The sequence below is a fragment of the Leifsonia sp. GW821-FHT13C09 genome (assembly GCF_058806435.1).
Genome location: NZ_JBXAPS010000001.1, coordinates 1,112,355 through 1,134,291 on the forward strand (window position 1 = coordinate 1,112,355; position 21,937 = coordinate 1,134,291).

22 protein-coding genes are annotated in these 21,937 nt (G+C 71.5%); 11 read left to right on the forward strand and 11 right to left on the reverse strand.

From position 1 onward, the window contains the following. Positions 1 to 3: 3 nt before the first annotated feature. Positions 4 to 1,023 (reverse strand): non-homologous end-joining DNA ligase, encoded by a 1,020-nt coding sequence (gene ligD / locus AC1ROW_RS05395; RefSeq protein WP_493017807.1) that lies wholly within the window; start codon positions 1,021 to 1,023, stop codon positions 4 to 6. A 161-nt stretch (positions 1,024 to 1,184) separates the two neighbouring features. On the opposite strand from ligD, the gene AC1ROW_RS05400 reads away from it, so the two are divergent. Together AC1ROW_RS05400 and AC1ROW_RS05405 are read left to right on the forward strand one after the other, a co-directional pair. Next, positions 1,185 to 1,847, forward strand: a complete 663-nt coding sequence (locus AC1ROW_RS05400) for an endonuclease/exonuclease/phosphatase family protein (RefSeq protein ID WP_493018365.1) — start codon at positions 1,185 to 1,187, stop codon at positions 1,845 to 1,847. Between the two features lie 56 nt (positions 1,848 to 1,903). After that, complete coding sequence (locus AC1ROW_RS05405; RefSeq protein ID WP_493017808.1) at positions 1,904 to 3,349, forward strand: lipase maturation factor family protein; 1,446 nt, start codon at positions 1,904 to 1,906, stop codon at positions 3,347 to 3,349. Positions 3,350 to 3,362: 13 nt separating this feature from the next. On the opposite strand, the gene AC1ROW_RS05410 is transcribed toward AC1ROW_RS05405, so the two are convergent. Beyond that, positions 3,363 to 3,989, reverse strand: coding sequence for a hypothetical protein (locus tag AC1ROW_RS05410; RefSeq protein WP_493017809.1), 627 nt, complete (start codon positions 3,987 to 3,989; stop codon positions 3,363 to 3,365). A 90-nt stretch (positions 3,990 to 4,079) separates the two neighbouring features. Beyond that, entirely contained in the window at positions 4,080 to 4,475 is a 396-nt protein-coding gene (locus tag AC1ROW_RS05415) for a DUF7144 family membrane protein (RefSeq protein WP_493017810.1), read from the reverse strand. An 88-nt stretch (positions 4,476 to 4,563) separates the two neighbouring features. Between AC1ROW_RS05415 and AC1ROW_RS05420 the strand changes: the two genes are divergently transcribed. Beyond that, positions 4,564 to 4,866, forward strand: a complete 303-nt coding sequence (locus AC1ROW_RS05420) for a DUF1905 domain-containing protein (protein WP_493017811.1) — start codon at positions 4,564 to 4,566, stop codon at positions 4,864 to 4,866. Between the two features lie 81 nt (positions 4,867 to 4,947). On the opposite strand, the gene AC1ROW_RS05425 is transcribed toward AC1ROW_RS05420, so the two are convergent. The 5 genes from AC1ROW_RS05425 to AC1ROW_RS05445 all read right to left on the reverse strand — a co-directional run bounded on the left by AC1ROW_RS05425 (position 4,948) and on the right by AC1ROW_RS05445 (position 9,006). Beyond that, the gene (locus AC1ROW_RS05425; RefSeq protein ID WP_493017812.1) at positions 4,948 to 5,877 is read right to left on the reverse strand and encodes an MBL fold metallo-hydrolase; all 930 of its coding nucleotides are present in this window, start codon (positions 5,875 to 5,877) and stop codon (positions 4,948 to 4,950) included. Positions 5,878 to 6,066: 189 nt separating this feature from the next. Beyond that, positions 6,067 to 7,062: a type I glyceraldehyde-3-phosphate dehydrogenase gene (gap, locus tag AC1ROW_RS05430; RefSeq protein WP_493017813.1), complete on the reverse strand. Its 996-nt coding sequence runs from the start codon at positions 7,060 to 7,062 to the stop codon at positions 6,067 to 6,069. A 265-nt stretch (positions 7,063 to 7,327) separates the two neighbouring features. Further along, complete coding sequence (locus AC1ROW_RS05435) at positions 7,328 to 8,272, reverse strand: GlxA family transcriptional regulator (RefSeq protein ID WP_493018366.1); 945 nt, start codon at positions 8,270 to 8,272, stop codon at positions 7,328 to 7,330. A gap of 21 nt (positions 8,273 to 8,293) precedes the next feature. After that, entirely contained in the window at positions 8,294 to 8,764 is a 471-nt protein-coding gene (locus tag AC1ROW_RS05440) for a type II toxin-antitoxin system VapC family toxin (RefSeq protein ID WP_493017814.1), read from the reverse strand. Continuing rightward, positions 8,761 to 9,006: a type II toxin-antitoxin system prevent-host-death family antitoxin gene (locus AC1ROW_RS05445; RefSeq protein ID WP_493017815.1), complete on the reverse strand. Its 246-nt coding sequence runs from the start codon at positions 9,004 to 9,006 to the stop codon at positions 8,761 to 8,763. Before AC1ROW_RS05445 ends, AC1ROW_RS05440 begins: the two co-directional genes overlap by 4 nt. A gap of 130 nt (positions 9,007 to 9,136) precedes the next feature. Between AC1ROW_RS05445 and hpaH the strand changes: the two genes are divergently transcribed. The 3 genes from hpaH (at position 9,137) to AC1ROW_RS05460 (ending at position 12,000) form a co-directional block, all read left to right on the forward strand. Next, a complete protein-coding gene (hpaH, locus tag AC1ROW_RS05450; protein ID WP_493017816.1) occupies positions 9,137 to 9,922 on the forward strand; it encodes a 2-oxo-hept-4-ene-1,7-dioate hydratase in 786 nt (261 codons plus the stop codon). Further along, a complete protein-coding gene (locus tag AC1ROW_RS05455; protein WP_493017817.1) occupies positions 9,907 to 10,719 on the forward strand; it encodes an HpcH/HpaI aldolase family protein in 813 nt (270 codons plus the stop codon). Before hpaH ends, AC1ROW_RS05455 begins: the two co-directional genes overlap by 16 nt. A gap of 162 nt (positions 10,720 to 10,881) precedes the next feature. Further along, positions 10,882 to 12,000 carry a hypothetical protein gene (locus AC1ROW_RS05460; RefSeq protein WP_493017818.1) on the forward strand — a complete coding sequence of 373 codons (1,119 nt, stop codon included), beginning with the start codon at positions 10,882 to 10,884 and terminating at the stop codon, positions 11,998 to 12,000. A gap of 4 nt (positions 12,001 to 12,004) precedes the next feature. Here AC1ROW_RS05460 and AC1ROW_RS05465 read toward each other — a convergent pair whose 3' ends face one another. Continuing rightward, complete coding sequence (locus AC1ROW_RS05465) at positions 12,005 to 12,547, reverse strand: cysteine hydrolase family protein (RefSeq protein WP_493017819.1); 543 nt, start codon at positions 12,545 to 12,547, stop codon at positions 12,005 to 12,007. 129 nt (positions 12,548 to 12,676) lie between these two features. On the opposite strand from AC1ROW_RS05465, the gene AC1ROW_RS05470 reads away from it, so the two are divergent. The 4 genes from AC1ROW_RS05470 (at position 12,677) to AC1ROW_RS05485 (ending at position 16,001) form a co-directional block, all read left to right on the forward strand. Then, positions 12,677 to 13,123, forward strand: a complete 447-nt coding sequence (locus AC1ROW_RS05470) for a (deoxy)nucleoside triphosphate pyrophosphohydrolase (RefSeq protein ID WP_493017820.1) — start codon at positions 12,677 to 12,679, stop codon at positions 13,121 to 13,123. Beyond that, positions 13,123 to 14,157, forward strand: coding sequence for an alcohol dehydrogenase catalytic domain-containing protein (locus tag AC1ROW_RS05475; protein WP_493017821.1), 1,035 nt, complete (start codon positions 13,123 to 13,125; stop codon positions 14,155 to 14,157). The genes AC1ROW_RS05470 and AC1ROW_RS05475 overlap by 1 nt, the downstream gene beginning before the upstream one ends. Positions 14,158 to 14,416: 259 nt before the next feature. After that, on the forward strand, positions 14,417 to 15,022 hold the full coding sequence (locus AC1ROW_RS05480; RefSeq protein WP_493017822.1) for an HD domain-containing protein: 606 nt from the start codon (positions 14,417 to 14,419) through the stop codon (positions 15,020 to 15,022). Positions 15,023 to 15,107: 85 nt separating this feature from the next. Next, positions 15,108 to 16,001: a 3-methyladenine DNA glycosylase gene (locus AC1ROW_RS05485; protein ID WP_493017823.1), complete on the forward strand. Its 894-nt coding sequence runs from the start codon at positions 15,108 to 15,110 to the stop codon at positions 15,999 to 16,001. Here the strand turns inward: AC1ROW_RS05485 and AC1ROW_RS05490 are convergent. After that, the gene (locus tag AC1ROW_RS05490) at positions 15,998 to 18,514 is read right to left on the reverse strand and encodes a penicillin-binding protein (RefSeq protein WP_493017824.1); all 2,517 of its coding nucleotides are present in this window, start codon (positions 18,512 to 18,514) and stop codon (positions 15,998 to 16,000) included. The two genes, AC1ROW_RS05485 and AC1ROW_RS05490, sit on opposite strands and share 4 nt — an antisense overlap. Before the next feature lie 148 nt (positions 18,515 to 18,662). On the opposite strand from AC1ROW_RS05490, the gene AC1ROW_RS05495 reads away from it, so the two are divergent. Continuing rightward, positions 18,663 to 19,181: a DUF2510 domain-containing protein gene (locus AC1ROW_RS05495; protein WP_493017825.1), complete on the forward strand. Its 519-nt coding sequence runs from the start codon at positions 18,663 to 18,665 to the stop codon at positions 19,179 to 19,181. Between the two features lie 52 nt (positions 19,182 to 19,233). Here AC1ROW_RS05495 and AC1ROW_RS05500 read toward each other — a convergent pair whose 3' ends face one another. Further along, positions 19,234 to 21,780 (reverse strand): ATP-dependent Clp protease ATP-binding subunit, encoded by a 2,547-nt coding sequence (locus AC1ROW_RS05500; RefSeq protein ID WP_493017826.1) that lies wholly within the window; start codon positions 21,778 to 21,780, stop codon positions 19,234 to 19,236. Positions 21,781 to 21,937: the final 157 nt, after the last annotated feature.

Here is a 21,937-nt window from a genome sequence, read left to right on the forward strand (position 1 = left end):
TGGCTACGGCTTCTTGGCTCGGCTGGGCTGGACGCGGGGCGGCTCGCCGGGCATCTTGGGGTAGTCGGGTGGGAAGGGGAGTTCACCGAGGCCGTTGTCGAGGTCGCTCTGCCACCAGTCGAGCAGCGTGTCGATGGTGCCGGGGCGCTCGCCGAAATCCTGCCACGGGTCGCCGGTGGTGCGCAGCCGCTCCGGGACGGTGCGCACCGTGAAGTCGCGCGGGTCGACCTCGGGCAGCTCATCCCAGGTCACCGGTGTGGAGACCGGCGCGTGCCCCAGCGCCCGCGGACTGTACGCGCCGGCCATCGTCCGGTCGCGGTTGGCCTGGTTGAAGTCGACGAAGACCTTCTCGCCGCGCTCTTCCTTCCACCACGCCGTCGTCACCTGCTCCGGCATCCGCCGCTCCAGTTCGCGCGCCGCCGCGATGACCGCGTGCCGCACATCGAGGAACTCCCGTTTCGGCTCGATCGGCGCGAACACGTGCAGGCCGCGATTGCCCGACGTCTTGATGTAGGTCTCCAGACCCGCGTCGGAGAGCACCGCACGCAGCTCGATCGCGGCGGGGATCGCGTCGGCGAAGTCCGTGCCGGGCTGCGGGTCGAGGTCGATCCGCAGCTGGTCCGGGTTGTCCGGGTCCTCCGCCCGCGAAGGCCAGGGGTGGAAGACCACCGTGTTCATCTGCGCCGCCCACACCGCGGCGGCCGGCTCGTCGATCACGAGCTGCGGGTGCGACCGTGCGCTCGGGTAGACGACCATCACCGAGCGGACGAAGTCCGGGGTGCCGCGCGGCGGGTTCTTGGAGAAGAACTGCTCGCCGTCGATCCCGTCCGGGAAGCGCTGCAACGACAGCGGCCGGTCGCCATTGGCACGCACGAACGCCTCGCCGACCTCCACGAGGTAGTTCGCGAGGTCGAGCTTCGTGATCCCGAGTTCCGGATAGAGCACCCGGCCCGGACTCGAGATGCGGATCTCCCGGTCCCCGTGCGGACCGGGGACGGTGAGGATGACTGCGTCGCCTGCCATGCGACCACCGTAGCGGTCCAACGGGCGATGACCAGGGTGTGAATTCCGTGTGGGATGCGACCGGTCCTCGTTGTACAGCATGATGGTTGGGCCACAATGAGCGGTGACCGGGCGTTCCCCGGCGACACTACGACGCGAGGAGGTGCGGGGCCCTGAGGATCATCAGCTACAACCTCCGCAAGCACGCTGCCGGTCACGAGCTCGAGGACATCGCCAAGACGTACGACGCCGACGCGCTCTGTCTGCAGGAGTGCGACAGCGAGGCGCTCGCGCCGCGGCTGCACGACCTCCAGCTCGCCGACACCACCAAGGCCAACCGGCTCGGCCTCGCCGTCTACGTGCGCGACGAACGCTGGGAGGTGCTGGACACGCAGGTCTTCGCCGTGCAGAAATCCCTTCACGACCGCGTGCTCGCCCCCGCGAACGAGCGGCTGCTCGCCGCGCTGCTGCGCGACCGCGACTCCGGCGAGCGGGTGCTGCTCGGCTCTTTCCACGCCGCGCCGCTCACGGCCTCCAACTCGCTGCGCCGCAAGCAGATCGCGGCCGCCCACGAGGGGATGCGCTCGCTCGCGCCCGAGACGCCCGCGATCATGGTCGGCGACTTCAACTACCCGTGGTTCATCCGCGGGCTGGAACGACACCTGACCACCTCCGGCTACACGCTCAAGCGCAGCGACGAGCCGACCTACCTGCGCTACAAGTTCTTCAGCGGGTACTTCGACTTCGTGACCTCCACGGGCTTCGACGTGGACCGGGTGGACGTGCTCCCCGCGGGCGCGTCGGACCACCGGGCCATCCGGCTGGACGCGGAGCTCGCGGCCTAGCCTCCCTCGCGATCCGGCGTTCGCCCGCCGCCGCGGCGAGCGTACGGTGAGATCCGATGGATGCGCTGGGCTGGCTGGCCGGGACCGATTACACGATCGCGCGGGAGATCCTGCAGCGCGGCGTCGCAGCCCTCTATGTCGTGGCGTTCCTCTCGGCCGTCGCGCAGTTCCCCGCGCTGCTCGGTGAGCACGGCCTCCTGCCCGCGCCGCGCTTCCTGCGCTCGGCGTACGCCCGGCGGCAGCCGACGCTGTTCCGCTGGCGGTACTCGGACCGGCTGCTGCGCGCCGTCGCGTGGACCGGGGCGGGACTCGCGGCGCTGGTCGTCGTCGGCGTTCTGCAGCTGACGCCGTCGTACGTGTTCGTGCCGGTGTTCCTGATCATCTGGTTCCTGTACCTCTCGATCGCGAACATCGGCCAGACCTTCTACGGCTTCGGTTGGGAGAGCCTGATCTGCGAGGCCGGCTTCACCGTCGCCTTCCTCGGCTCCTGGGACACCGCTCCCCCGATCACGATCGTCATCCTGCTGCGCTGGCTGGTGTTCCGGCTGGAGTTCGGCGCCGGGATGATCAAGATGCGCGGGGACCGCTCCTGGCGCGACCTCACCGCGCTGTACTACCACCACGAGACCCAGCCGATGCCCAATCCGCTCAGCCGGACCGCGCACCTGCTGCCGAAGTGGTGGCACCGCGTGGAGGTCCTGGGCAACCACTTCGCGCAGCTGATCGTGCCCTGGCTGCTGTTCCTCCCGCAGCCGGTGGCGAGCGTCGCGGCCACGGTGGTCATCCTCACCCAGCTCTGGCTCGTGGCGACGGGCAACTTCGCCTGGCTCAACTGGATCACGATCGTGCTCGCCTTCGCCGGCGTGAGCGACGGCGCGTGGCGGTGGATCAGCGGCGGCGCGATCCACGGTGGGATCGGCGCGGCGGACGTTCCGCTCTGGTACGCCGTCGTCGCGCTCCTGGTCTCCGCGTTCCTGGTGGCGCTGAGCTGGTGGCCGCTGCGGAACCTGTTCCGCAGGCGCCAGCTGATGAACGCGAGCTTCAACCGCTGGCACCTGGTCAACGCCTACGGCGCGTTCGGGAGCGTCACGAAGGAGCGCTACGAGGTGGTCGTGGAGGGCACGGCCGACGACCCGCACGATCCGGGCGCCGAGTGGCGCGAGTACGGCTTCAAGGGCAAGCCGGGCGACCCGCGGAGGCTGCCCCGGCAGTACGCGCCGTACCATCTCCGGCTGGACTGGCTGATGTGGTTCCTCGCGCTGGGCTCCCGGGACTCGCCGTGGTTCGAGGTGTTCCTGCTGCGGCTGCTGGAGGCCGACCGGCCGACGCTCCGGCTGCTGCGGTTCGACCCGTTCGGCGGGGAACCGCCGCGGTCGGTCCGGGCGCGGATGTTCCTGTACCGGTTCGCTACGCACGCCGAGAAGCGTGCGACGGGCGACCGGTGGGTGCGCACGGAGGTCGGCACCCTGGTGCCGCCGGTGGCGCTGCGGGACGGCGGGTGAGCGGGCGCGGTGCTCAGTACCCGGTGCGCTCCTCCTGGAGCCGGGCGAGGTCGCGCCAGATGAGCAGCTTGAGCCGCCCCGGCTTCTCGCGCTCGTAGTCGGCCTTCAGCGCCTCCACCCCGGAGAACGCGTCGAGCCCTGCCTCGATCGCACGGCCCACCTCGTCCCAGGCGTCCACCCGGCCGCGCTCCACCAGCGCGAGCAGCTCCTCCTCCGAGTCGGCCTTCGCCCGCAGCGCGCTCGCCAGCGCGACCGCCGCGTCCCGGCGCAGCCGCAGGTTCGCCACATCGACGTCGCGGTAGTCGTGCGGGTGGGTCGCGTCGCCGCGCAGGCCCTGTGCGGCCTCCAGGTCGGCCTCGATCCGGCCGGCCGCCTCGCCCTGCTCGGAGGCGAGCTCGCGGAGCAGGTGCGCCGCCTCGCCGGTGTGCCGGGCCGGGTCGAAGTCGTTGCCGTACTGCAGCGTGTCGACCACGATGTGGTTCTTGACCGCCATCCGGGTGGCGTATTCCGCGAGGAGCATGCCTTCGTCGACGGTCTGCTCCAGCGTGGGCGCGGCGGGTTCCGGGAGGGCGTCCTCGTCGAAGGGACGCGTGCGCACGGTCTTCACGGTGCGCTTCCTGAGCCAGTTCGGCCAGCGCATGGCCACATGCCTTTCGGGTCGGTCGGGGACGCCGGGCGTCGGCGCCACCTCCCATTCTGTCCGATCGCGCCGACAGCCCGGCGCGATCGGTCAGCCGCGGCTGGCGAAGAAGGCGTTGGCGCGCTGCGTGTACAGCAGCGACAGCATGACGATCGCCCAGAGGATCTCCAGGATCCCGCTGAAGAACTGCAGGCTGAACAGCAGCAGCACCCCGCCGATCGCGTTCAGGATCATGACGACCGTGACGAGCCCGCGCGCGAACCGGCTGCCGTTCAGCAGGCCGCGGGCGACGACGAGGATCACGACGCCGAGGATGATCGCCACGATCGCGGAGGTGATGAGCCCGGCCTGCGCGCCGGCGTTCGACGCCCGCGCCATCTGGTCGCGGGTGAACAGGATCACGACGCCGCCGACGATGTTGAGGACGCCGTTGATGTAGGCGAGCACGGCGACGAAGGTGACGGAGCCGGGACGGGTGGCGGCCATGGGTCCTCCTGAGGGTCGGTGCGAGGATAGCGCCGCCGAGGCCGCGCGGGGCAGGGGCGATGTCGGTGGTCGGTGGCAGGCTGGAAGCATGTCCGGCGTGCGCTACGAGTTCGAGACGGAGCTGTTCCGCTGGGAGGCCCGGCGCGACCTGTGGGTCTTCGCCCGCCTGCCCGACGACATTTCGGAGGAGATCCGCCTGCAGCCGCACCCGCCCGCCGGCTGGGGCTCGGTCAAGGTGATGGTGACGCTCGGCGGGTCGCGCTGGTCGACGTCGGTGTTCCCGGAGAGCGCGGACGGGGCGTACGTGGTGGCCATCAAGGGCGATGTGCGACGGCGCGAAGGCGTCGGGCTCGGCGACCGCGTGACGCTCGGTGTGGAGACGTTGCTCTAGGGGTTCAGCGCTGGAGGCGTTCAGCGCTCTAGGCGCACGGTGTTCCCTGCGCGGTGCTCCACGCGCGCGATCCGCTGCCGCTCACGCCCGCCGGCTGACGAACCCCCGGTGCTGCGCCGTCTGCCGCAGCGCGGAGAGCAGCGTGAAGCCGGCCAGCGCATCCCAGCCGCCGGTCCAGGTCAGGGTGCGCGCGGTCTCCCACACGGTGCCGCCGGGGTGGGCGGCGACCTCGTCCGCGCGGCGGAGGTGGTGGGCGGCGAGGGCCGCGCAGCGCTCGCGCAGGCCGGTGAAGGGGTCCTCGTGGCCGGGGAGGGCGAGGAGGCCGTCATGATCGAGCTGTGCGACCCGGTCGAGCGACTCCAGGTAGTCGGCGATCGGGTCGGTGGCGGTGGGTCCGCCCAGCCCCAGTCCGGAGTTGACCGCCGGCAGCACGTGGTCGCCGGTGAAGAGAAGGCCGGCCGCCTCGTCGTGCAGGCAGAGATGGCCGTCGGTGTGGCCGGGCGTCCCGATCACGCGGAGGCGGCGGCCGGGGACGTCGAGCAATTCGCCATCCGCCAGAACGCCTGTGATCACCGCGTCCACGAGCTCCGCGGCCGGGCCGGTCGGCACGGCCGCGGCGGCGAGGAGCTCCGGGCGGCGGTCTGCGGGGACGCCCCACGCCTCCAGATCGGGTGCGGGAAGGCCGGCGGCGATGAGCCCGAGCGCTGCCCGCTCGCGCGCGTGGACGAGCACGGCGGCGCCCGTCTCGGCGCCCAGCGCTCCCGCCCCGCCGGAGTGGTCGGCGTGCAGGTGGGTGATCACGATCGAGGCGACCGGAGCGCCGTCGAGGGCCGTCCGCAGCGTCTCGTGCGCCTCCGAGGTCGGGGAACCCGGGTCGATCACGTGGACGCGGCCGTCGGCGTCCTCGATCAGGTAGGCGTTGCTGAACGGGAGGCCGCCGCCGGGCGGCATCGGGATGCGCACGCGACTGACGCCCGGAGTGATCGCCTCGGCGGCGGGGGTGGAGGGCATCCCCACACGCTAGCCGACGCACCCGTGCCGACGGGCCGCTCGACGCGATCCGCGGCGAGCCGGCCGGGGGCGCGAACGCCGCCCGGCGCTCCGAGGGCGCGCCGGCGCGATCCTCCCCCACCGCAGCCCTGGCGCACGCGAACGGACCGCGCCCCGGAGCGGGACGCGGTCCGTCGGGCACCCGGGGTGTCAGCCCGCGAGCAGCCCGAGCGTGTCGACCACGCGGTTGGAGAAGCCCCACTCGTTGTCGTACCAGGCGACCACCTTCACGTGGCGGCCGTCCACGCGGGTGAGCTCGGAGTCGAAGATCGACGAGGCCGGGTTGCCGGTGATGTCGGACGACACGAGGGCGTCCTCCGAGTACTCCAGAACGCCGGCGAGGGGGCCCTCGGCGGCGGCCCGGTACGCGGCGAGCACGTCCTCCCGGGTGACATCGCGGGCGACGACCGTGTTCAGCTCCACGATCGAACCGACCGGGACGGGCACGCGGATGGAGTCGCCGGACAGCTTGCCGTCCAGGTTCGGCAGGACCAGTCCGATCGCCTTCGCCGCGCCGGTCGTGGTCGGCACGATGTTGACGGCGGCGGCGCGGGCACGGCGCGGGTCGCGGTGCGGACCGTCCTGCAGGTTCTGCTCCTGGGTGTACGCGTGGACGGTGGTCATGAAGCCGTGCTCGATGCCGGCCAGGTCGTCCAGGACCGCGGCGAGCGGCGCCAGCGCGTTCGTGGTGCAGGAGGCGTTCGACACGATCGTGTGGACGGCCGGGTCGTAGGCGTCGGTGTTGACGCCGTAGGCGAGGGTGACGTCGGCGCCGTCGGCAGGGGCGCTGACGAGGACCTTCTTCGCGCCGGCCTCCAGGTGGGCGCGAGCGGCGGTCGCGGAGGTGAACCGGCCGGTGGACTCGAGCACGATGTCCACGCCGAGCTCGCCCCAGGGCAGCTGCGCAGGCTCGCGCTCGGCGAGCACGCGGATGCGATGGCCGTCGACCACGAGGACGTCGCCGTCCACGGAGACGGGTCGGCCGAGGCGGCCCGCGGTCGAGTCGAAGGCGAGGAGCTTGGCGAGCGCGGCGGGCTCGGTCAGGTCGTTGACGGCCACGACCTCCAGGTCGCTGTCGCGCTCCAGGAGGGCGCGGAGGACGTTGCGGCCGATACGGCCGAAGCCGTTGATGGCGATGCGGGTCATGCGGAGGGTTCCTTTCGTTTCGCTGACAGCCTCGCCTCCACGCTTTCGCCCCACCAGGGGCGCGATCGCCACGGTTCGAAAGCTTCCCGCCAACGCGCCCACTGCGCCCACCGCGCCCATATTCGGCACGAATCGCGGGAATTGTGCTGCGAAAAGCGACAGTCGGCACGAATCGCGACGCGCACATTCGGCACGAATCGCGGGGATCGTGCCGCGAGACGCGACATTCGGCACGAATGTCGAGAATGGCGGCGCGACGGGCGTCTCAGCCGGCGTCGCCGCTGAAGGTGCGGCGGTACTCGCTCGGCGTCGTGCCGAGGATGCGCTGGAAGTGCAGCCGCAGGTTCGCTCCGGTGCCGAGCCCGACGTCCGCGGCGATCTGCTCGACGCCGAGCTCGGAGCGCTCCAGCAGCTCCCGGGCGACGTCGATGCGCGCCCGCATCACCCACTGCATGGGCGTGTAGCCGGTGTCCTCCACGAACCGGCGCGAGAAGGTGCGCGGCGATACGGCGGCCCGGCGGGCGAGCACCTCGAGCGTGAGCGGGTCGCCGAGCCGGTGCAGCGCCCACTCGCGGACGGCCGCGAAGCGTTCGCCGAGCGGCTCCGGCACGCTGCGCGGAACGTACTGGGCCTGACCCCCGCTGCGGTACGGCGCGGCCACGAGGCGCCGGGCGGCGTGGTTGGCGGCGGCGATGCCGTGGTCGCCGCGCAGGATGTGCAGGCAGAGGTCGATCCCGCTGGCGGCGCCGGCGGAGGTGAGCACGTCGCCCTCGTCGACGAAGAGCACGTTCTCGTCCACCCGGATCAGCGGATATCGCTGCGCGAGCGCGCGCGTGTAGTGCCAGTGCGTCGTTGCGCGCTTGCCGTCGAGAAGTCCGGTCGCCGCGAGCGCGAACGCGCCGGTCGAGATCGCGGCCAGCCGGGCGCCGCGCGCGTGCGCCGCGAGCAGGGCCTCCACCACTTCGCTCGGCGGATCCTCGCGGTCGGGATGCCGGTAGCCCGGCAGGAACACGATGTCCGCCCACGCGAGCGCCTCCAGGCCGTGCGCGACGTGGTACGAGAGGCCGTCGCCGCCGGTCACGAGGCCGGGGGCGGCACCGCAGACACGGACCTCATAGGGCATGCTCGCCCGCGTGGTGAACACCTGCGCCGGGATGCCGACGTCGAGCGGCTTGGCGCCCTCCAGCACGAGGACGGCGACGCGATGCAGACGGTCCGGCACGGGTTCAGGCTACCGGGATGCCCCCGCGCTCGACGCGCGTGCCTGTGACATCGCGGCCTTCGAGACCCGGGTGATCCAGGGGTTGAACATCTGGACCCGGAACGGCTCGAAGTCGCGCGAGTTGCGCGTGACCAGGGTCAGATTGCCGACCTCTGCGGTCGCGGCGATCAGCGCATCCCGCTCGGGCCGCGGATCGGGCACGTGGTAACCGGCGGCGAGTCCGGCTACCTCCCCGTCGACCGGCAGAATCCGCTCGGCGAAGACCATCATCACGTCGTCCTGCCACCGCCGCAGCGCGATCCCCTGCGCCGCGTCGATGCGCTCCTTCCGCTGGATGCCGAGCTCGAGCTCGAAGATCGTGATCGCCGAGATGTGGAGCGAGTACGGGTTCTGTCCTTCGAGCCATCGGATGACGGCCGGATCCTCCCGATCGGGCCGCCGGGTCGCGGACAGGGTCATGGTGTCGAGCAGCCACTTCACAGGTCGATCTCTCTCGCCTCGAAGGTCATGGGCGGGAAGTCGGCCTCGAAGTCGCCCTCCTCGTCCTGTCGCAGAAGATCGACGACGTTGTCGAGCTCCCCTTTCAGCTCGCGGTACTGGGTGTACGTCAGGAGGACGAACGAGGGCGTACCGCGGTCGGTGATGATCAGCGGCTCGCGCGCCGCCTCCCGTTTTGCGGCTGATGCATCCTGATTGAAGGCTCGCGCCGTCATGATCGCCATGCGCCCCTCCTTTTCTGTAGGTACGTAGGCACGAATATATCACGAGCCGGTCGCCTCCAGATGATATACGATCCTGAACGGGCCTCTCCCGGCCCGGATGACGCCCTCCGACGACGACAGGGAGCCGCCGATGCTCGACACCCCCACCATCCACGCGATCGCGGACGAGCTCGCGACCGCCGAGCGCGAGCGCGCCACCGTGCCGCTGCTGACCGCCCGCCACCCGGACATGACGGTGGAGGACTCCTACGCCGTGCAGCGCGTCTGGGTCGAGCGCGGGCTCGCGGCCGGGCGCCGGCTGGTCGGCCGCAAGATCGGGCTGACGTCGAAGGTGATGCAGCAGGCGACCGGGATCACCGAGCCCGACTACGGGGCGATCTTCGCGGACATGGTCTACGAGACCGGGGCGGTGATTCCGTTCAACCGGTACTCGAACGTGCGGATCGAGGTCGAGCTGGCGTTCGTGCTGGCCGACCCGCTGGAGGGACCGGACGTCACGCTGTTCGACGTCCTGGACGCGACGAAGTACGTGGTGCCTGCGCTGGAGATCCTGAGCTCGCGCATCGAGCTGCCAGGGCGCACGATCGTTGACACGATCTCGGACAACGCGGCGATGGGCGGCATGGTCGTCGGCGGCCGGCCGGTCGCGGTGGACGCGGTCGACCTGCGCTGGGTGGCGGCGCTGCTGTACCGCAACGAGACCATCGAGGAGTCCGGTGTCGCGGCGGCGGTGCTGGATCATCCCGCGACGGGGGTGGCCTGGCTGGCCAACAAGCTCGCCCAGCACGGGAGCCGGTTGGAGGCCGGCGACATCGTCCTCGCCGGCTCGTTCACCCGCCCGCTCTGGGTGGAGCGCGGCGACACCATCCACGCCGACTACGGGACCCTGGGAGCCGTGACATGCCGATTCAGCTAGAGCCGACCCCGACCTTCGCCGACCGCCTCCGCGCGGCCGACCGCACCCTCTACGGCATCTGGTCGTGCGCGGGCAGCCCGCTCGTCGCCGAGGTCTGCGCCGGCAGCGGGCTCGACCTCCTCCTGATCGACGGCGAGCACTCCCCCATCGGGCTGGAGTCGATCCTGGCGCAGCTCCAGGCGGCGGCCGCGTACCCGGTCGTCCCGGTGGCGCGCGCGCCGATCGGGGACGCGGTGATCCTCAAGCAGCTGCTCGACCTCGGCGCGCAGAACGTGCTGGTGCCCATGATCGACAGCGTCGCGCAGGCCGAAGCAATGGTGCGGGCGGTGCGCTATCCGCCGCGCGGCGTCCGCGGTGTGGGCAGCGCGCTGGCGCGGTCGTCGCGCTGGAGCCGCATCCCGGACTACCTGGCGCGTGCCCACGAGCTGGCGTCCCTGACGGTGCAGATCGAGACCGCCGACGGTCTCGAGGCGGCGGCAGACATCGCGGCCGTTGAGGGCGTGGACGCGCTGCTCGTCGGCCCGGCGGACCTGGCCGCGTCGCTGGGCCTGCTCGGGCAGCAGGACCACCCGGACGTCGTCGCCGCCGTCGAGAGCGTCATCCGTGCGGGACGCGAGGCCGGGACGCCGGTGGGCGTCAACGCGTTCGACCCCGCGATGGCCACCCGGTACGCGCGGGCCGGGGCGGCGTACGTGCTGGTCGGCAGCGACGTGACCCTGCTGGCCCGGGCGTCGGAGGGGCTTGCGACGCGGTTCATCGGAGACCCCGGCCCCGGCCCCGCCCCGGCATCGTACTGAGCGACATCGGCCGACCCGAGCCAACCGGGTCGTCCCCCGGGCCAGCAGCTGCAGGGCCGCACCCGCCGCGGATCCACCAGTCTCCAGCGGCCCACGCACGTTTACGCTGGGTCCTGTCAACGCCGATTCCCGACGCCGACGCCCGGAAGATCGGAGCGGATCATGGGATGGAGACTCACCAACCTGACGACGGCGACCTCCGGAGCGCCGCACGCCGTGTACCAGCCGACCGCATGGCTGTTCGCCCAGTTCACGCGCCACGTGGTGTTCCAGGGCTACAACTCCCTCACCGGTGGGGACGGGCAGCTCTACGAGTTGTATTGCAGCGCGAGCGACGACTGGAACGTCAAGAACCTCGTCTCCGAGGCGGGAGGCGCGGCCGCGGCGACGAACTCCAACGGCTACATCTGGGCGCACCAGGGTTCGCAGCACGTGGTCTACCAGGGCCAGCGGTTCGACGGCCACGTGCACGAGCTCTGGTACACCGAGGACGACGGCTGGAACGCGAACGACCTCACGAACGCCGCAGGGGCTCCGCTCACCCTGTCGCAGCCGTACGGGTACGAGACGTACTACGACGGCACCCAGCGCGTCGTCTACCAGGCCCGCGGCGGCGGCCACATCCACGAGCTGAGCAACTCCGGCGACGGCTGGCACGACCTCGATCTGACCGCGGCGACCGGCGCCCCGCCGTGCGCCCCCGACGCCGCGCCGACCGGCTACTCCTTCGAGGACCAGCAGACCGCGCACGTGCTGGTCCGCACCGAGCTGGGCCACGTCCTGGAGTTGTGGAAGGACGCCTCGGCGTGGCACTGGGGCGACCTGACGGCGGCCACCGGCGCCCCGGTCGTGAGCGACGCCGAGACGGTGAACGGTTACGTGTTCCGCGGCCAGGGCACCCAGCACATCGACTACGTCGGAGGGAACGGGCACCTGCAGGAGCTGTGGTGGGACCCGACCGGCTGGCACCACGTCGATCTCTCGGCAGCGGCGGGCGCAGTGACGCCGTACCCGACCTCCAGCCCGGCGGGCTACGCGTTCGAGGCAGGACCGTTCCAGCCGGTCGCGACGCAGCACGTGATCTTCACGGGCCACGACAACCTCGTCCACGAGCTCTGGTGGCGCGAGGGCGTCTGGCACACCAACGACATCGGCCCGCTCGTCGGCGCCCCGCCGATCGTCGGCGACCCGGTCGCGTTCGTGGAGGTGGACGAGGGGACGCAGAACGTGTTCTACCTCAGCGACGCCCACGAGATCGTGGAGCTGCGGTGGACGCCGTGAGGATTCAGAACTCCACGTCGGCCGCCGACACCACCCCGAACTCCTGCCCCGGGTAGCGCAACCCCGAGAAGTACCGGTTGGTGTGCGCGACGATCTGCGCGGCGCTGATCGTCACGCCCTCCCACTCCGCGTCGGTCGTGGTGTGCGCATCGCCGACGAGGACGACGTCGTAGCCGCGCACCGCTGCGCTCTGCGTCGTGGTGCGGATGCAGTAGTCCGTCTGCGCACCCGCGACGACGAGGCGGGTGGCGTCGAGGGACTCCAGCACCTCGTCCAGGTCGGTGCCGGCGAATGCGTCGCGGCACTCCTTGCGCACGAGCGCCTCTCCCGCCGCCGGGACGAGGTCGTCGGCGAGCTGCCACGGGGCGCTCTCCCACGGGAGGTCCTCCGCCTCGTGCTGGACCCACACCACCGGGGCGCCGGCGGCGCGGGCCCGCTCGACCAGCGCGGCAGTGCGGGCGACCACGCCGTCGGCGTCGAGGCAGCCCGGGAGCACCCCCTTCTGCAGGTCGATCACGAGCAGGACGGTGGGGTTCGTGTCGGTCACGTGACCATCCTGGCATCCCCAACGCGGCAGGATGGGACCGGGCGGCAGGATGGGAATGGGCGGCAGGATGGGACTGGGCGGCAGGATGGGACTGGGCGGCAGGATGGGACGGTGCGGCAGGATGGGACGGTGACCTCTCCGAGTCGGACCCTCCAGGTCGTCGCCGCCGTGATCGTGCGCGACGGCGCCGTGCTCGCCTGCCGGCGGGGCCCGCACAAGGACGCCGCGGGGCGGTGGGAGTTCCCGGGCGGCAAGGTGGAGGCCGGCGAGGCTCCGGAGGCGGCGCTCGCGCGCGAGCTGCGCGAGGAGCTCGGGGTGGCGGTGCGGGTGGGGGCGCTGCTCGACCGCTCGACGACCGGCCGCGTCGATCTCGCCGGGTACGCGACCGCGCTGGCCGGCGCGGCGCCCCACGCATCCACGGACCACGACGCGCTGGAGTGGCGCGGCACGGACGACCTGGCCGGACTCGACTGGGCGGACGCGGACCGGCCGCTCGTCGCGCTGCTCGCCGGGCTCGGTCCGGAGCGGTTGGCTGCGGCGGTCGCGGCGGCCGCGTCGATCGAGAGGGAGGCCTGATGAAGGCGCTGCACTACGAGACGTTCACCGGCCCGGTCGGGGTCGGCGACCTCCCCGTCCCCGAGCTGCCGGACGGCGGCGCGCTCGTCCGTGTCGGCGCCTCCGGGCTGTGCCGCAGCGACTGGCACGCCTGGGCCGGCCACGACGACTCGGTGCGGCTGCCGCACGTCCCCGGCCACGAGTTCGCCGGGGTCGTGGAAGCGGTCGGCCCGGGGGTCGAGCGGTGGCGGCCGGGCGACCGGGTCACGGCGCCGTTCGTCAACGGCTGCGGCCGTTGCGAGTGGTGCCGGTCGGGTCAGGCGCAGGTCTGCCCGGACCAGACCCAGCCTGGGTTCACGCACCGGGGCTCGCACGCGGAGCTGGTGGCGGTGCGGGCGGCCGACCTCAACCTGGTCGCCATCCCGGACGGCTTGGCCGATGCCGCGGCGGCCGCACTCGGCTGCCGGTTCGCCACCGCGTACCGGGCGCTGACCGCGCGCGCCGGCCTCCGGTCGGGCGAGTGGACGGCCGTCTACGGCGCGGGCGGCGTGGGGCTCAGCGCGATCGTCATCGCCCGCGCCTTGGGCGCCCGGCCGATCGCGATCGACCGCTCGGCGGCCGCCCTCGAGACGGCGGCACGGCTCGGCGCCGAGCACACCATCCCGGCCGGACCGGAGGCTCCGGACGCCGTCGCCGACCTCACCGGCGGCGGCGCGCACGTCTCGGTCGACGCGGTGGGATCCGCGGAGACCGCGACGGCGAGCGTCCTGTCGCTGCGGCGGCGCGGTCGGCACGTGCAGATCGGCCTCCTCGCCGGCGGGATGCCGGCGCTTCCGCTGGACCGCGCGATCGCGTGGGAGCTGGACATCCTCGGCAGCCATGGCATGGCGGCGGCCGACTACCCCGGGATGCTCGCGCTGGTGGCGTCCGGCGCCCTCCGGCCGGAGCTGCTGGTCGGCCGCACGGTCGGCCTGGCGGAGGCCGCGCGGCTCCTCCCGCTCGCGGAGGCGGCGCCCTCCACCGGCATCACCGTGCTCGACCCGACCCTCCCGTAGCACCGCGCACCGCACGATTCGTGCCGAATGTCGCGTCTCGCCGCGGTATTCGCGACATTCGTCACGAATGTCCTGCACCCGATTCGTGACGAATGTCGACTTACGCCGCGGGTTTCGCGACATTCGTGAAGAATGTCGACTTACGCCGCGGGTTTCGCGACATTCATGCCGAATCGCAGCGAGGCGGTGGCGGCGAAGTCGGCGGGAAATGGGTGACGCACGGCCGGAATTGTGCGGGGCGGCGCGGCAGGATGGAGGCATGCGCCTTGCCGACATCGTCGCTCCCGACACCGCCGCGGCGCGCGCCGCGCTCGAACTCGCCGCCGAGTACCACACCCCGGCGCTGCTCAACCATGTGCTCCGGTCGTGGCTGTGGGCGGAGGGCTTCGCGACCGTGGAGGGGCTGCACGGCATCGACCGCGAGCTGCTCTACGTCTCCGCCGTCCTCCACGACATCGGGATCGCGCCCGCTTTCGACAACCACACCCTCGCCTACGAGGACGCCGGCGGCCACGTCGCGAAGGCGCTCACCGCGGGCGCGGGCTGGCCGGCTGCCCGCCGCACCCGGGCGCACGAGGTGATCGTGCGGCACAACTGGCCGGAGGTCGACCCGGCTTTCGACCCCGAAGGCCATCTGCTCGAGGTCGCGACCGCCCTGGACATCTCCGGCGTGCGGCCGGAGGCGCTGCCCGAGGAGTTCCGCCGCGAGGTCGTCACGGCGTTCCCGCGGCTCACGCTGGCCGCCGAGTTCACGGCCTGCGTGACCGACCAGGCCGAGCGCAAGCCGGACACCGCGGCACGGCGGATCGTCGACCGCGGAGTCGCCGGCAAGCTGCAGCGCAACCCGCTGGAGGCCCTGGGCTGATCGCTGGCGGCCCTGGGCTGATCGCTGGAGGCCCTGGGCTGACCGTTGGAGGCCCCGGGCTGACGCGGGCACGTATCCTCGTCTGGTGACCCTCCCGCTCCCCGCCGCCGACTGGCGCGCCCGCGAAGCCGCGCACGCCGAGCGCGCCGACGCGCTCACGGCCGGTCACCGCGCCAGGGCCGCCCGGGGCGAGAAGCACCCGATCGAGGACTTCCTGTTCACCTACTACGCCTACTCGCCGTCGGTGCTGCGCCGCTGGCATCCCGGCGCGGGCGTGGAGCTGCTGGACGCCGCCGACGAGCCCCGGGCGGCCTGGCGCTGGTACGCCCCCGGCGCGACGCCAGACGGTCTCGTCGTCGACCGCGCCGCGATGGAGCGCGAGAAGGCGCCGCTCCTGACGACCATCGAGCGCATCCTCCGTTCGACGGCCTCGCGGCCCGGCCGGTTCGGCTGCTTCGGCCTGCACGAGTGGGCGATGGTCTACCGGCAGGACGAGCGCCGCCACGACGTCCCCCTGCGGCTCGGCCGGCACGGCACCGACGCGGTGGTGGAGGCCGCGGAGCTGCGCTGCACGCACATCGACGCGTTCCGCTTCTTCACGCCGGACGCCGTCCCGCTCAACCGCTTCGCGCCCACGCGCGAGACGCAGCCGGAGCTGGAGCAGCCTGGTTGCCTGCACGCGGGCATGGACGTCTACAAGTGGGCGATGAAGCTCGGCCCGCTCGTCCCCGGCGAGCTCCTCCTCGACGCGTTCGAGCTCGCCCGCGACATCCGGTGGCTCGACATGCAGGCCTCCCCGTACGACATGCGGCCGTGGGGCGCGGAGCCCGTGCGCATCGAGACCGCCGAGGGCAAGGCCCAGTACGTGCGCCGCCAGCGCGCGTTCGCCGAGCGGTCGAACGCGCTGCGAGGGCGGGTGCTCGAGGCGTGGCCGGGCGGACGTGCGATCACGACCGCCCGGGAGCACGGCCCGGCTTAGCCGCCGTTGCCGCCGCCGGTCCCACCGCCCTTCCCGTTACCGGGGCCGGGGGTTCCGGTCGGTTGCGGAGTCGGGGTGCCGCTCGGGGTGGGGGTCGGTCCCGGCGTCGCGGTGTTCTGCCCCGAGCTGAGCTGGATGGTGACGCTCGAACCGCCGTCCACCGAGGAGCCCGACGACGGGTTCGTGTCCGCGACGGTCCCGGCCGGCTGGTCGCTCGGGATCGGCGTCTGATCGACGGTGACCGTGAGGCCGAGACCCTGCAGCAGCGCGGTCGCCTGGTCGGGCGTCTTGCCGCTGACGTCGGGGATGGTCACCTGGCTGCCGTACAGCACGCTGCTGTCCGGCCTCGGGAACGCGTCGCCGCCGTAGACCTTGTCGAGCGCCTTCAGGATCGGCCGGGCGATGGAGAACTTGACGTTGCCGCCGCCGATGCCGTTGAAGTCGAGGCTGCGCAGAGGGGTCTGGCCGGACACGTTGCCGACCCAGGTGGCCTGCGCGACCTTCGTGGTGGAGGTGATCATCCAGTTCTGCAGCGAGTCGTCCGTCGTGCCGGTCTTGCCCATGATCGGCGTGCCGTCGTAGGGGTTCGCGCTGGCGGCGGTGCCGCCGCCCCGCATGACGCCCTGGAGCGCGTAGGTGACCCCGGACGCGATGTTCTTCTGGAGGCCCTGCGTGCACGTCGACGGGCTCACCTTGTGCGGGGTGCCGTCGGCGTTGATGACCTTGTCGATGGCGATCGGGGTGCAGACGGTTCCGCCGTTTGCGATGCCTGCGTAGGCGGTCGCCATCGTCAGCGGCGCGATGTTGTTCGTCCCGAGGATCATCGACGGGTACGAGTTGAGCTGCGCGCCGGTCTTGGCCGGGTGCACGCCGAGGTTCTGCGCCGCCTTCAGGATGGAGCACAGGTCGGTCTTGGTCGCCATCATGGCGAACGCCGTGTTGACGGACTGCGCCGTCGCCGACATCACCGACAGTCTGCTCGCCGAGCCCTCGTCGTTGGACACCGGCCACGGCGGCCCGGAGACCGTCCCGCAGCTGCTGGAGAAGTCGGACATCGGGAAGGTGTGCTGGGAGGCGTTGACCGTCTCGTAGAGGGAGTGACCGCCCTCCAGCCAGCCGGCGAGGTCGAACGCCTTGAACGTCGATCCCGTCTGGAAGCCCTGCGAACCTCCGTAGGCCTCGTCGGTGTTGTAGTTGACCGCGGTCGTGCCCGGCTGGGCCTGGTCGGAGTTGTTGAACGCGCGGTTCTCGACCATCGTGACGATGCGGCCGGTGCCGACCTCCACCGACACGTTGGAGGCTCCGATGTCGATGTCGGGGCGCGAGCCCGGGATGTACTTGGAGAGCGACTGCTGCGCGACCTGCTGGAGGTCGAGGTTCAGCGTCGAGTAGATCTTGAGGCCGCCGCGGTTGAGGGTCGTCCACCGGTCGGCGCTCGTCTTGCCGTACGCCGGGTCGTTGAGGATGACGTCACGGACGTAGTCGCAGAAGAATGCCGCGTTGACGTTCTGGGCGACGGCGCAGCCCGAGGGCGTCACGGTGACCGTGGGCTGGATAGGCGTCTTCTTGGCGGAATCCCGGTCGGCGAGCGAGATCTTGTGGTTCACGTACATGCGGTCGAGCACGTAGTCGCGGCGCGCCTTGGTGAGCGCGTACCCGTTGGCCGCGCCGTTGTCCTTGTTGTTCGGCTCGTCGATGCGGAGGTTGGACGGATTGTTGACGATCGCGATCAGGGTCGCCGCCTGCGGCAAGGTGAGCCGGGCGGCGCTGGTGTTGAAGTAGTACTGCGACGCGGCCTCGATGCCATAGGTCTGGCCGCCGAAGCCGACGACGTTCAGGTAGCCCAGCAGGATGTCCTGCTTGCTGTACTTCTTCTCCAGGCCGACCGCGTAGCGCATCTCCTGGATCTTGCGCTGCAGGGTCACCCCGGCGGCGTCGTTGTAGCAGGCCTGCACCTTCTTCTGGTCGGTGAGCCCCTCGCAGTGCTCGACCTCGACGTTCTTGACGTACTGCTGGGTGATGGACGAGCCGCCCTGGACGTTGCCGCCCACGACCGTGGAGAGCGCGCCGCGCACGGTGCCGAAAAGGTCGACGGCGCCTTCGGAGTAGAAGCGCGGGTCCTCGGCGGAGGTCGCGGCGTCCTTGGCGACCTGGGCGACATCGGCCCAGCCCACGTCCTTCCGGTTCTGCGCGTAGAACTGCGCGATCGGGACGTCGTTTCCGCCCTGCTTGGCGTACACCGTCGAGTTCTGCGCGAACTGCCCGATGTTGAGGTCCCCCGGCAGCTTGTTGAAGTCGTTGATCCCCGCAGCGGCCGCTACACCGGCTCCCAGGAAACCCGGAAGAAAGAACAAGGCGGAGAGCACCGCGGCGACCAGCGCGAGCGCCACCCACTGCACGATCGCGGCGTTCCGCGAACGCGGAGCAGCCAACTCGAACCGTTTGAGAGGCTCGAGACGCTCGTCGATCGCCTGAAGGCGCGGGGAATTCTGGAATCTGTCCGGGATGGGCACGGGTCCACGCTTCCAGGGTCTGCTGTGGGACGGGTTGAGACACGCACTGTACCCCTATGTGGATTTTCAGGAAGGGTGCCCCGAGCTGGGGATGCCCGAGCGACCCGGCAGGTTCATAGACTTCCCGAACGAACTTCGAGGAGCACCTGTGACGACACCCGACGCCGGCTGGTACACCGACCCAGGAGACGCGCGCCGCGTCCGGTGGTGGAACGGCGCGACCTGGACGGAGCATGTGCGGGCGCATCCGGAGGCGGCGCAACCGGCCGTGCCGCCGCAGCCCGTCTTCCCGGCACAGCCCGGCTACCCTGCGCAGCCAGGCTTCCCTGCGCAGCAGGCCTACTCCGGCCAGCCGCTGTACAGCCACCAGCCGACCTATCCGATGGAGCCCGCCGCCAGCCGCCACGCGGACCGCGAGCGGGCGATGCGCCGCAACAACCCGTGGGCGTACACCGGCGTGCTCCTCGTTCTCATCGGCCTCCTCATCAACCCGTTCTCGATCCTCTCCCTGCTCGGCGCCGGCTTCTCGGTCGCCGGCCTGGTGCGCGCGAGCTCCGTCGACCCGTCGGTGCGCTACAACGGCCGCGTCACCGCGATCATCGGCCTCGTGCTGGGCCTGCTCGCGACCGGGTACTTCTGGATCAACTGGATGCGGTTCGTCGGATGACGAAGAGGCGCCGGCCCCCGAAGGAGCCGGCGCCTCTCAGTACCTCTCAGCGTTACGCCGCCGCCGCGAACACCGCCCGCGGCCGCACCTGCAGTGCCCCGTCGACAGCGTCCACCACGACCGTGCCGCCGTCGGCGACGCTGCCTGCCACCATCAGCTCCGCGATCCGGTCGTCGACCTCGCGCTGGATGACGCGGCGCAGCGGACGCGCGCCGTACTCCGGCTCGTAGCCGGCGTCGGCGATCCACGCCACGGCCGCGTCGGTGACGTCGAACCCGATGGCGCGGTGCGCCAGCCGGTTCGCCGTCGCCTGCAGCAGCAGGCGGACGATGTCGCGCAGCTGCTCGGCGTCCAGCTTGCGGAACAGCACGATCTCGTCGATGCGGTTCAGGAACTCGGGGCGCATGGCCTCCCGGAGCTTGCCCATCACGCGGTCGCGGATGTCCTTGTCCGAGGCGAAGCCGTCCGAGCCCGACGGGACGAAGCCGAGGGCTCCGCTGCGGGAGGCCAGGAACTCCGAACCCAGGTTGGAGGTCATGATGACGACCGTGTTGCGGAAGTCGACCGTGCGGCCCTGGCCGTCGGTCAGCCGTCCGTCGTCCAGCACCTGCAAAAGCAGGTTGAACACGTCAGGGTGCGCCTTCTCGATCTCGTCGAACAGCACCACCGAGTACGGGTTGCGCCGCACGCGCTCGGTGAGCTGGCCGGCCTCGTCGTAGCCGACGTACCCGGGAGGGGCGCCGACCAGGCGGGCGACCGTGTGGCGCTCGCCGAACTCGCTCATGTCGAACCGGATCATCGCCTTGTCGTCGCCGAACAGCGACTCCGCCAGCGACTTGGCCAGCTCGGTCTTGCCGACGCCGGTCGGGCCGAGGAATAGGAACGAGCCGACGGGACGGCGCTCGTCGCCGAGGCCGGTGCGGTTGCGGCGCACCGCCTTCGCGACGGCCGTCACCGCGTCGTCCTGGCCGACGACCCGCGCGTGCAGCTCCGACTCCAGAGCGGCGAGGCGCTCCCGGTCGGCGTCGCCGATGCGGGACACCGGGATGCCGGTCGCACGGGACACGATCGCGGCGATCTCTGCCTCGTCCACGACCGCCTCGGCGGCGCGGCGCGGGTTCTTCCCGAGCTCGTCGATCTCCTGCTGCACGGCCTCCATCTCGTCACGCAAGCGGGACGCCTCCTCGTAGTGCTCGGCCGCGACGGCGGAGTTCTTCTCGGACTCCAGGGTCGCCAGGCGCTGCATCAGCTCGGACGCGTCCACCCGCTTGCCCAGCGACAGGCGCAGCCGGGCGCCCGCCTGGTCGATCAGGTCGATCGCCTTGTCGGGCAGGAACCGGTCGGAGATGTAGCGGTTGGACAGCTCCACCGCCGCGCGGATGGCCTCCGGCGTGTACGTGACGGCGTGGTGCTCCTCGTAGGCGGAGCGCAGGCCGTCCAGGATGAGCACGGCGTCCTCGACGCCCGGCTCGCCGACCATCACCGGCTGGAAGCGGCGCTCCAGCGCCGGGTCCTTCTCGATGCGGCGGTACTCCTTGAGCGTGGTCGCCCCCACCAGGTGGAGGTCGCCGCGCGACAGCCGGGGCTTGAGGATGTTGCCCGCGTCCATGCCGCCGGACTCGCCGGACCCTCCGGCGCCGACCACGGTGTGCAACTCGTCCACGAACACGATCAGCTGGTCCTTGCCCGTGCTGATCTCGTCCATGAGCTTGGTGAGCCGCTCCTCGAAGTCGCCGCGGTACCGGGTGCCGGCGACCATCCCGGCGAGGTCGAGCGCGACGACCTTCTTGTCGCGCAGTTGCTCGGGGACGTCGCCCGCGACGATCGCGCGGGCCAGGCCCTCCACGATCGCAGTCTTGCCGACGCCGGCCTCGCCGACCAGGACGGGGTTGTTCTTGGTGCGGCGGGACAGGATCTCGACGGTCTGCTCGATCTCGTCGAGCCGGCCGATGACCGGGTCCAGCTTGCCGTCCCGCGCGAGCGCGGTGAGGTCGGTGCCGAACTGGTCGAGCATCGGGGTCTCGGACTCGCCGGCCGTCTCTGCGGTGTCCTGGGCTCCCGCACCGACGGTGGCCGACTGCCGCATGGCGTTCGTGAGGGAGTCGGGGGTGACGCCGGCCGCCTGGAGGACCTGCCCGGCGGGGGCGTCCTGACCGATCACGAGCGCGAAGAAGAGGTGCTCGGGGTCGATGTAGGTCGCACCGGAGGCGCGGGCCACCTGGTAGGCGTGGAAAAGCACGCGCTGGGCGGAAGCGGTGATCGAGGCGCCGTCGGCGTCGATCGGCTCCCCGGACGCGGGGAGGCGCTGCTCGGCGGCGGCGGCGACCGCGGACGGGTCGACGCCGATGCGGCGCATGGCCTCGGACGCGGGCTCCTGGCCGGCCATCACGCGGAGGATGTGCAGGGCGTCCAGCTCGCGGTGACCGTGCTCGAGGGCGTACCGGCCCGCCTCGGCGAGGAGTTCCTGCGTGCGCCGGCTGAGGAACCGGCTGATGTCGATGGAGCGCGCGGCGCGGGCGCGCTCGCCCGCGAGGTAGCGCGAGAGGAACTCGTCGAACGAGTTCTCGCTGCCGTTCTCGGGGGTGAAGTTCTCAGGCACCTGATCTCCTGTTTCTGAAAGTTGAGCTGATTGCACTCAAGTTCAACGCTCGGGTGGGAGGATTATTCCGCGACCGTTCACCACCGTCTTGGACTTTTCTGGGGAGGATTGGGATTCACTGGAGGTGGACGCTGATTCGAGAGGACGGTGCCGACCT

What these genes read in the sequence shown, in the direction of transcription:
- ligD (WP_493017807.1), bottom strand. Translation starts at nt 1,023, where the DNA reads ATGGCAGGCGACGCAGTCATCCTCACCGTCCCCGGTCCGCACGGGGAC.
- AC1ROW_RS05405 (WP_493017808.1), top strand. Translation starts at nt 1,904, where the DNA reads ATGGATGCGCTGGGCTGGCTGGCCGGGACCGATTACACGATCGCGCGG.
- AC1ROW_RS05410 (WP_493017809.1), bottom strand. Translation starts at nt 3,989, where the DNA reads ATGCGCTGGCCGAACTGGCTCAGGAAGCGCACCGTGAAGACCGTGCGC.
- AC1ROW_RS05415 (WP_493017810.1), bottom strand. Translation starts at nt 4,475, where the DNA reads ATGGCCGCCACCCGTCCCGGCTCCGTCACCTTCGTCGCCGTGCTCGCC.
- AC1ROW_RS05420 (WP_493017811.1), top strand. Translation starts at nt 4,564, where the DNA reads ATGTCCGGCGTGCGCTACGAGTTCGAGACGGAGCTGTTCCGCTGGGAG.
- AC1ROW_RS05425 (WP_493017812.1), bottom strand. Translation starts at nt 5,877, where the DNA reads ATGCCCTCCACCCCCGCCGCCGAGGCGATCACTCCGGGCGTCAGTCGC.
- gap (WP_493017813.1), bottom strand. Translation starts at nt 7,062, where the DNA reads ATGACCCGCATCGCCATCAACGGCTTCGGCCGTATCGGCCGCAACGTC.
- AC1ROW_RS05445 (WP_493017815.1), bottom strand. Translation starts at nt 9,006, where the DNA reads ATGGCGATCATGACGGCGCGAGCCTTCAATCAGGATGCATCAGCCGCA.
- hpaH (WP_493017816.1), top strand. Translation starts at nt 9,137, where the DNA reads ATGCTCGACACCCCCACCATCCACGCGATCGCGGACGAGCTCGCGACC.
- AC1ROW_RS05455 (WP_493017817.1), top strand. Translation starts at nt 9,907, where the DNA reads ATGCCGATTCAGCTAGAGCCGACCCCGACCTTCGCCGACCGCCTCCGC.
- AC1ROW_RS05460 (WP_493017818.1), top strand. Translation starts at nt 10,882, where the DNA reads ATGGGATGGAGACTCACCAACCTGACGACGGCGACCTCCGGAGCGCCG.
- AC1ROW_RS05475 (WP_493017821.1), top strand. Translation starts at nt 13,123, where the DNA reads ATGAAGGCGCTGCACTACGAGACGTTCACCGGCCCGGTCGGGGTCGGC.
- AC1ROW_RS05480 (WP_493017822.1), top strand. Translation starts at nt 14,417, where the DNA reads ATGCGCCTTGCCGACATCGTCGCTCCCGACACCGCCGCGGCGCGCGCC.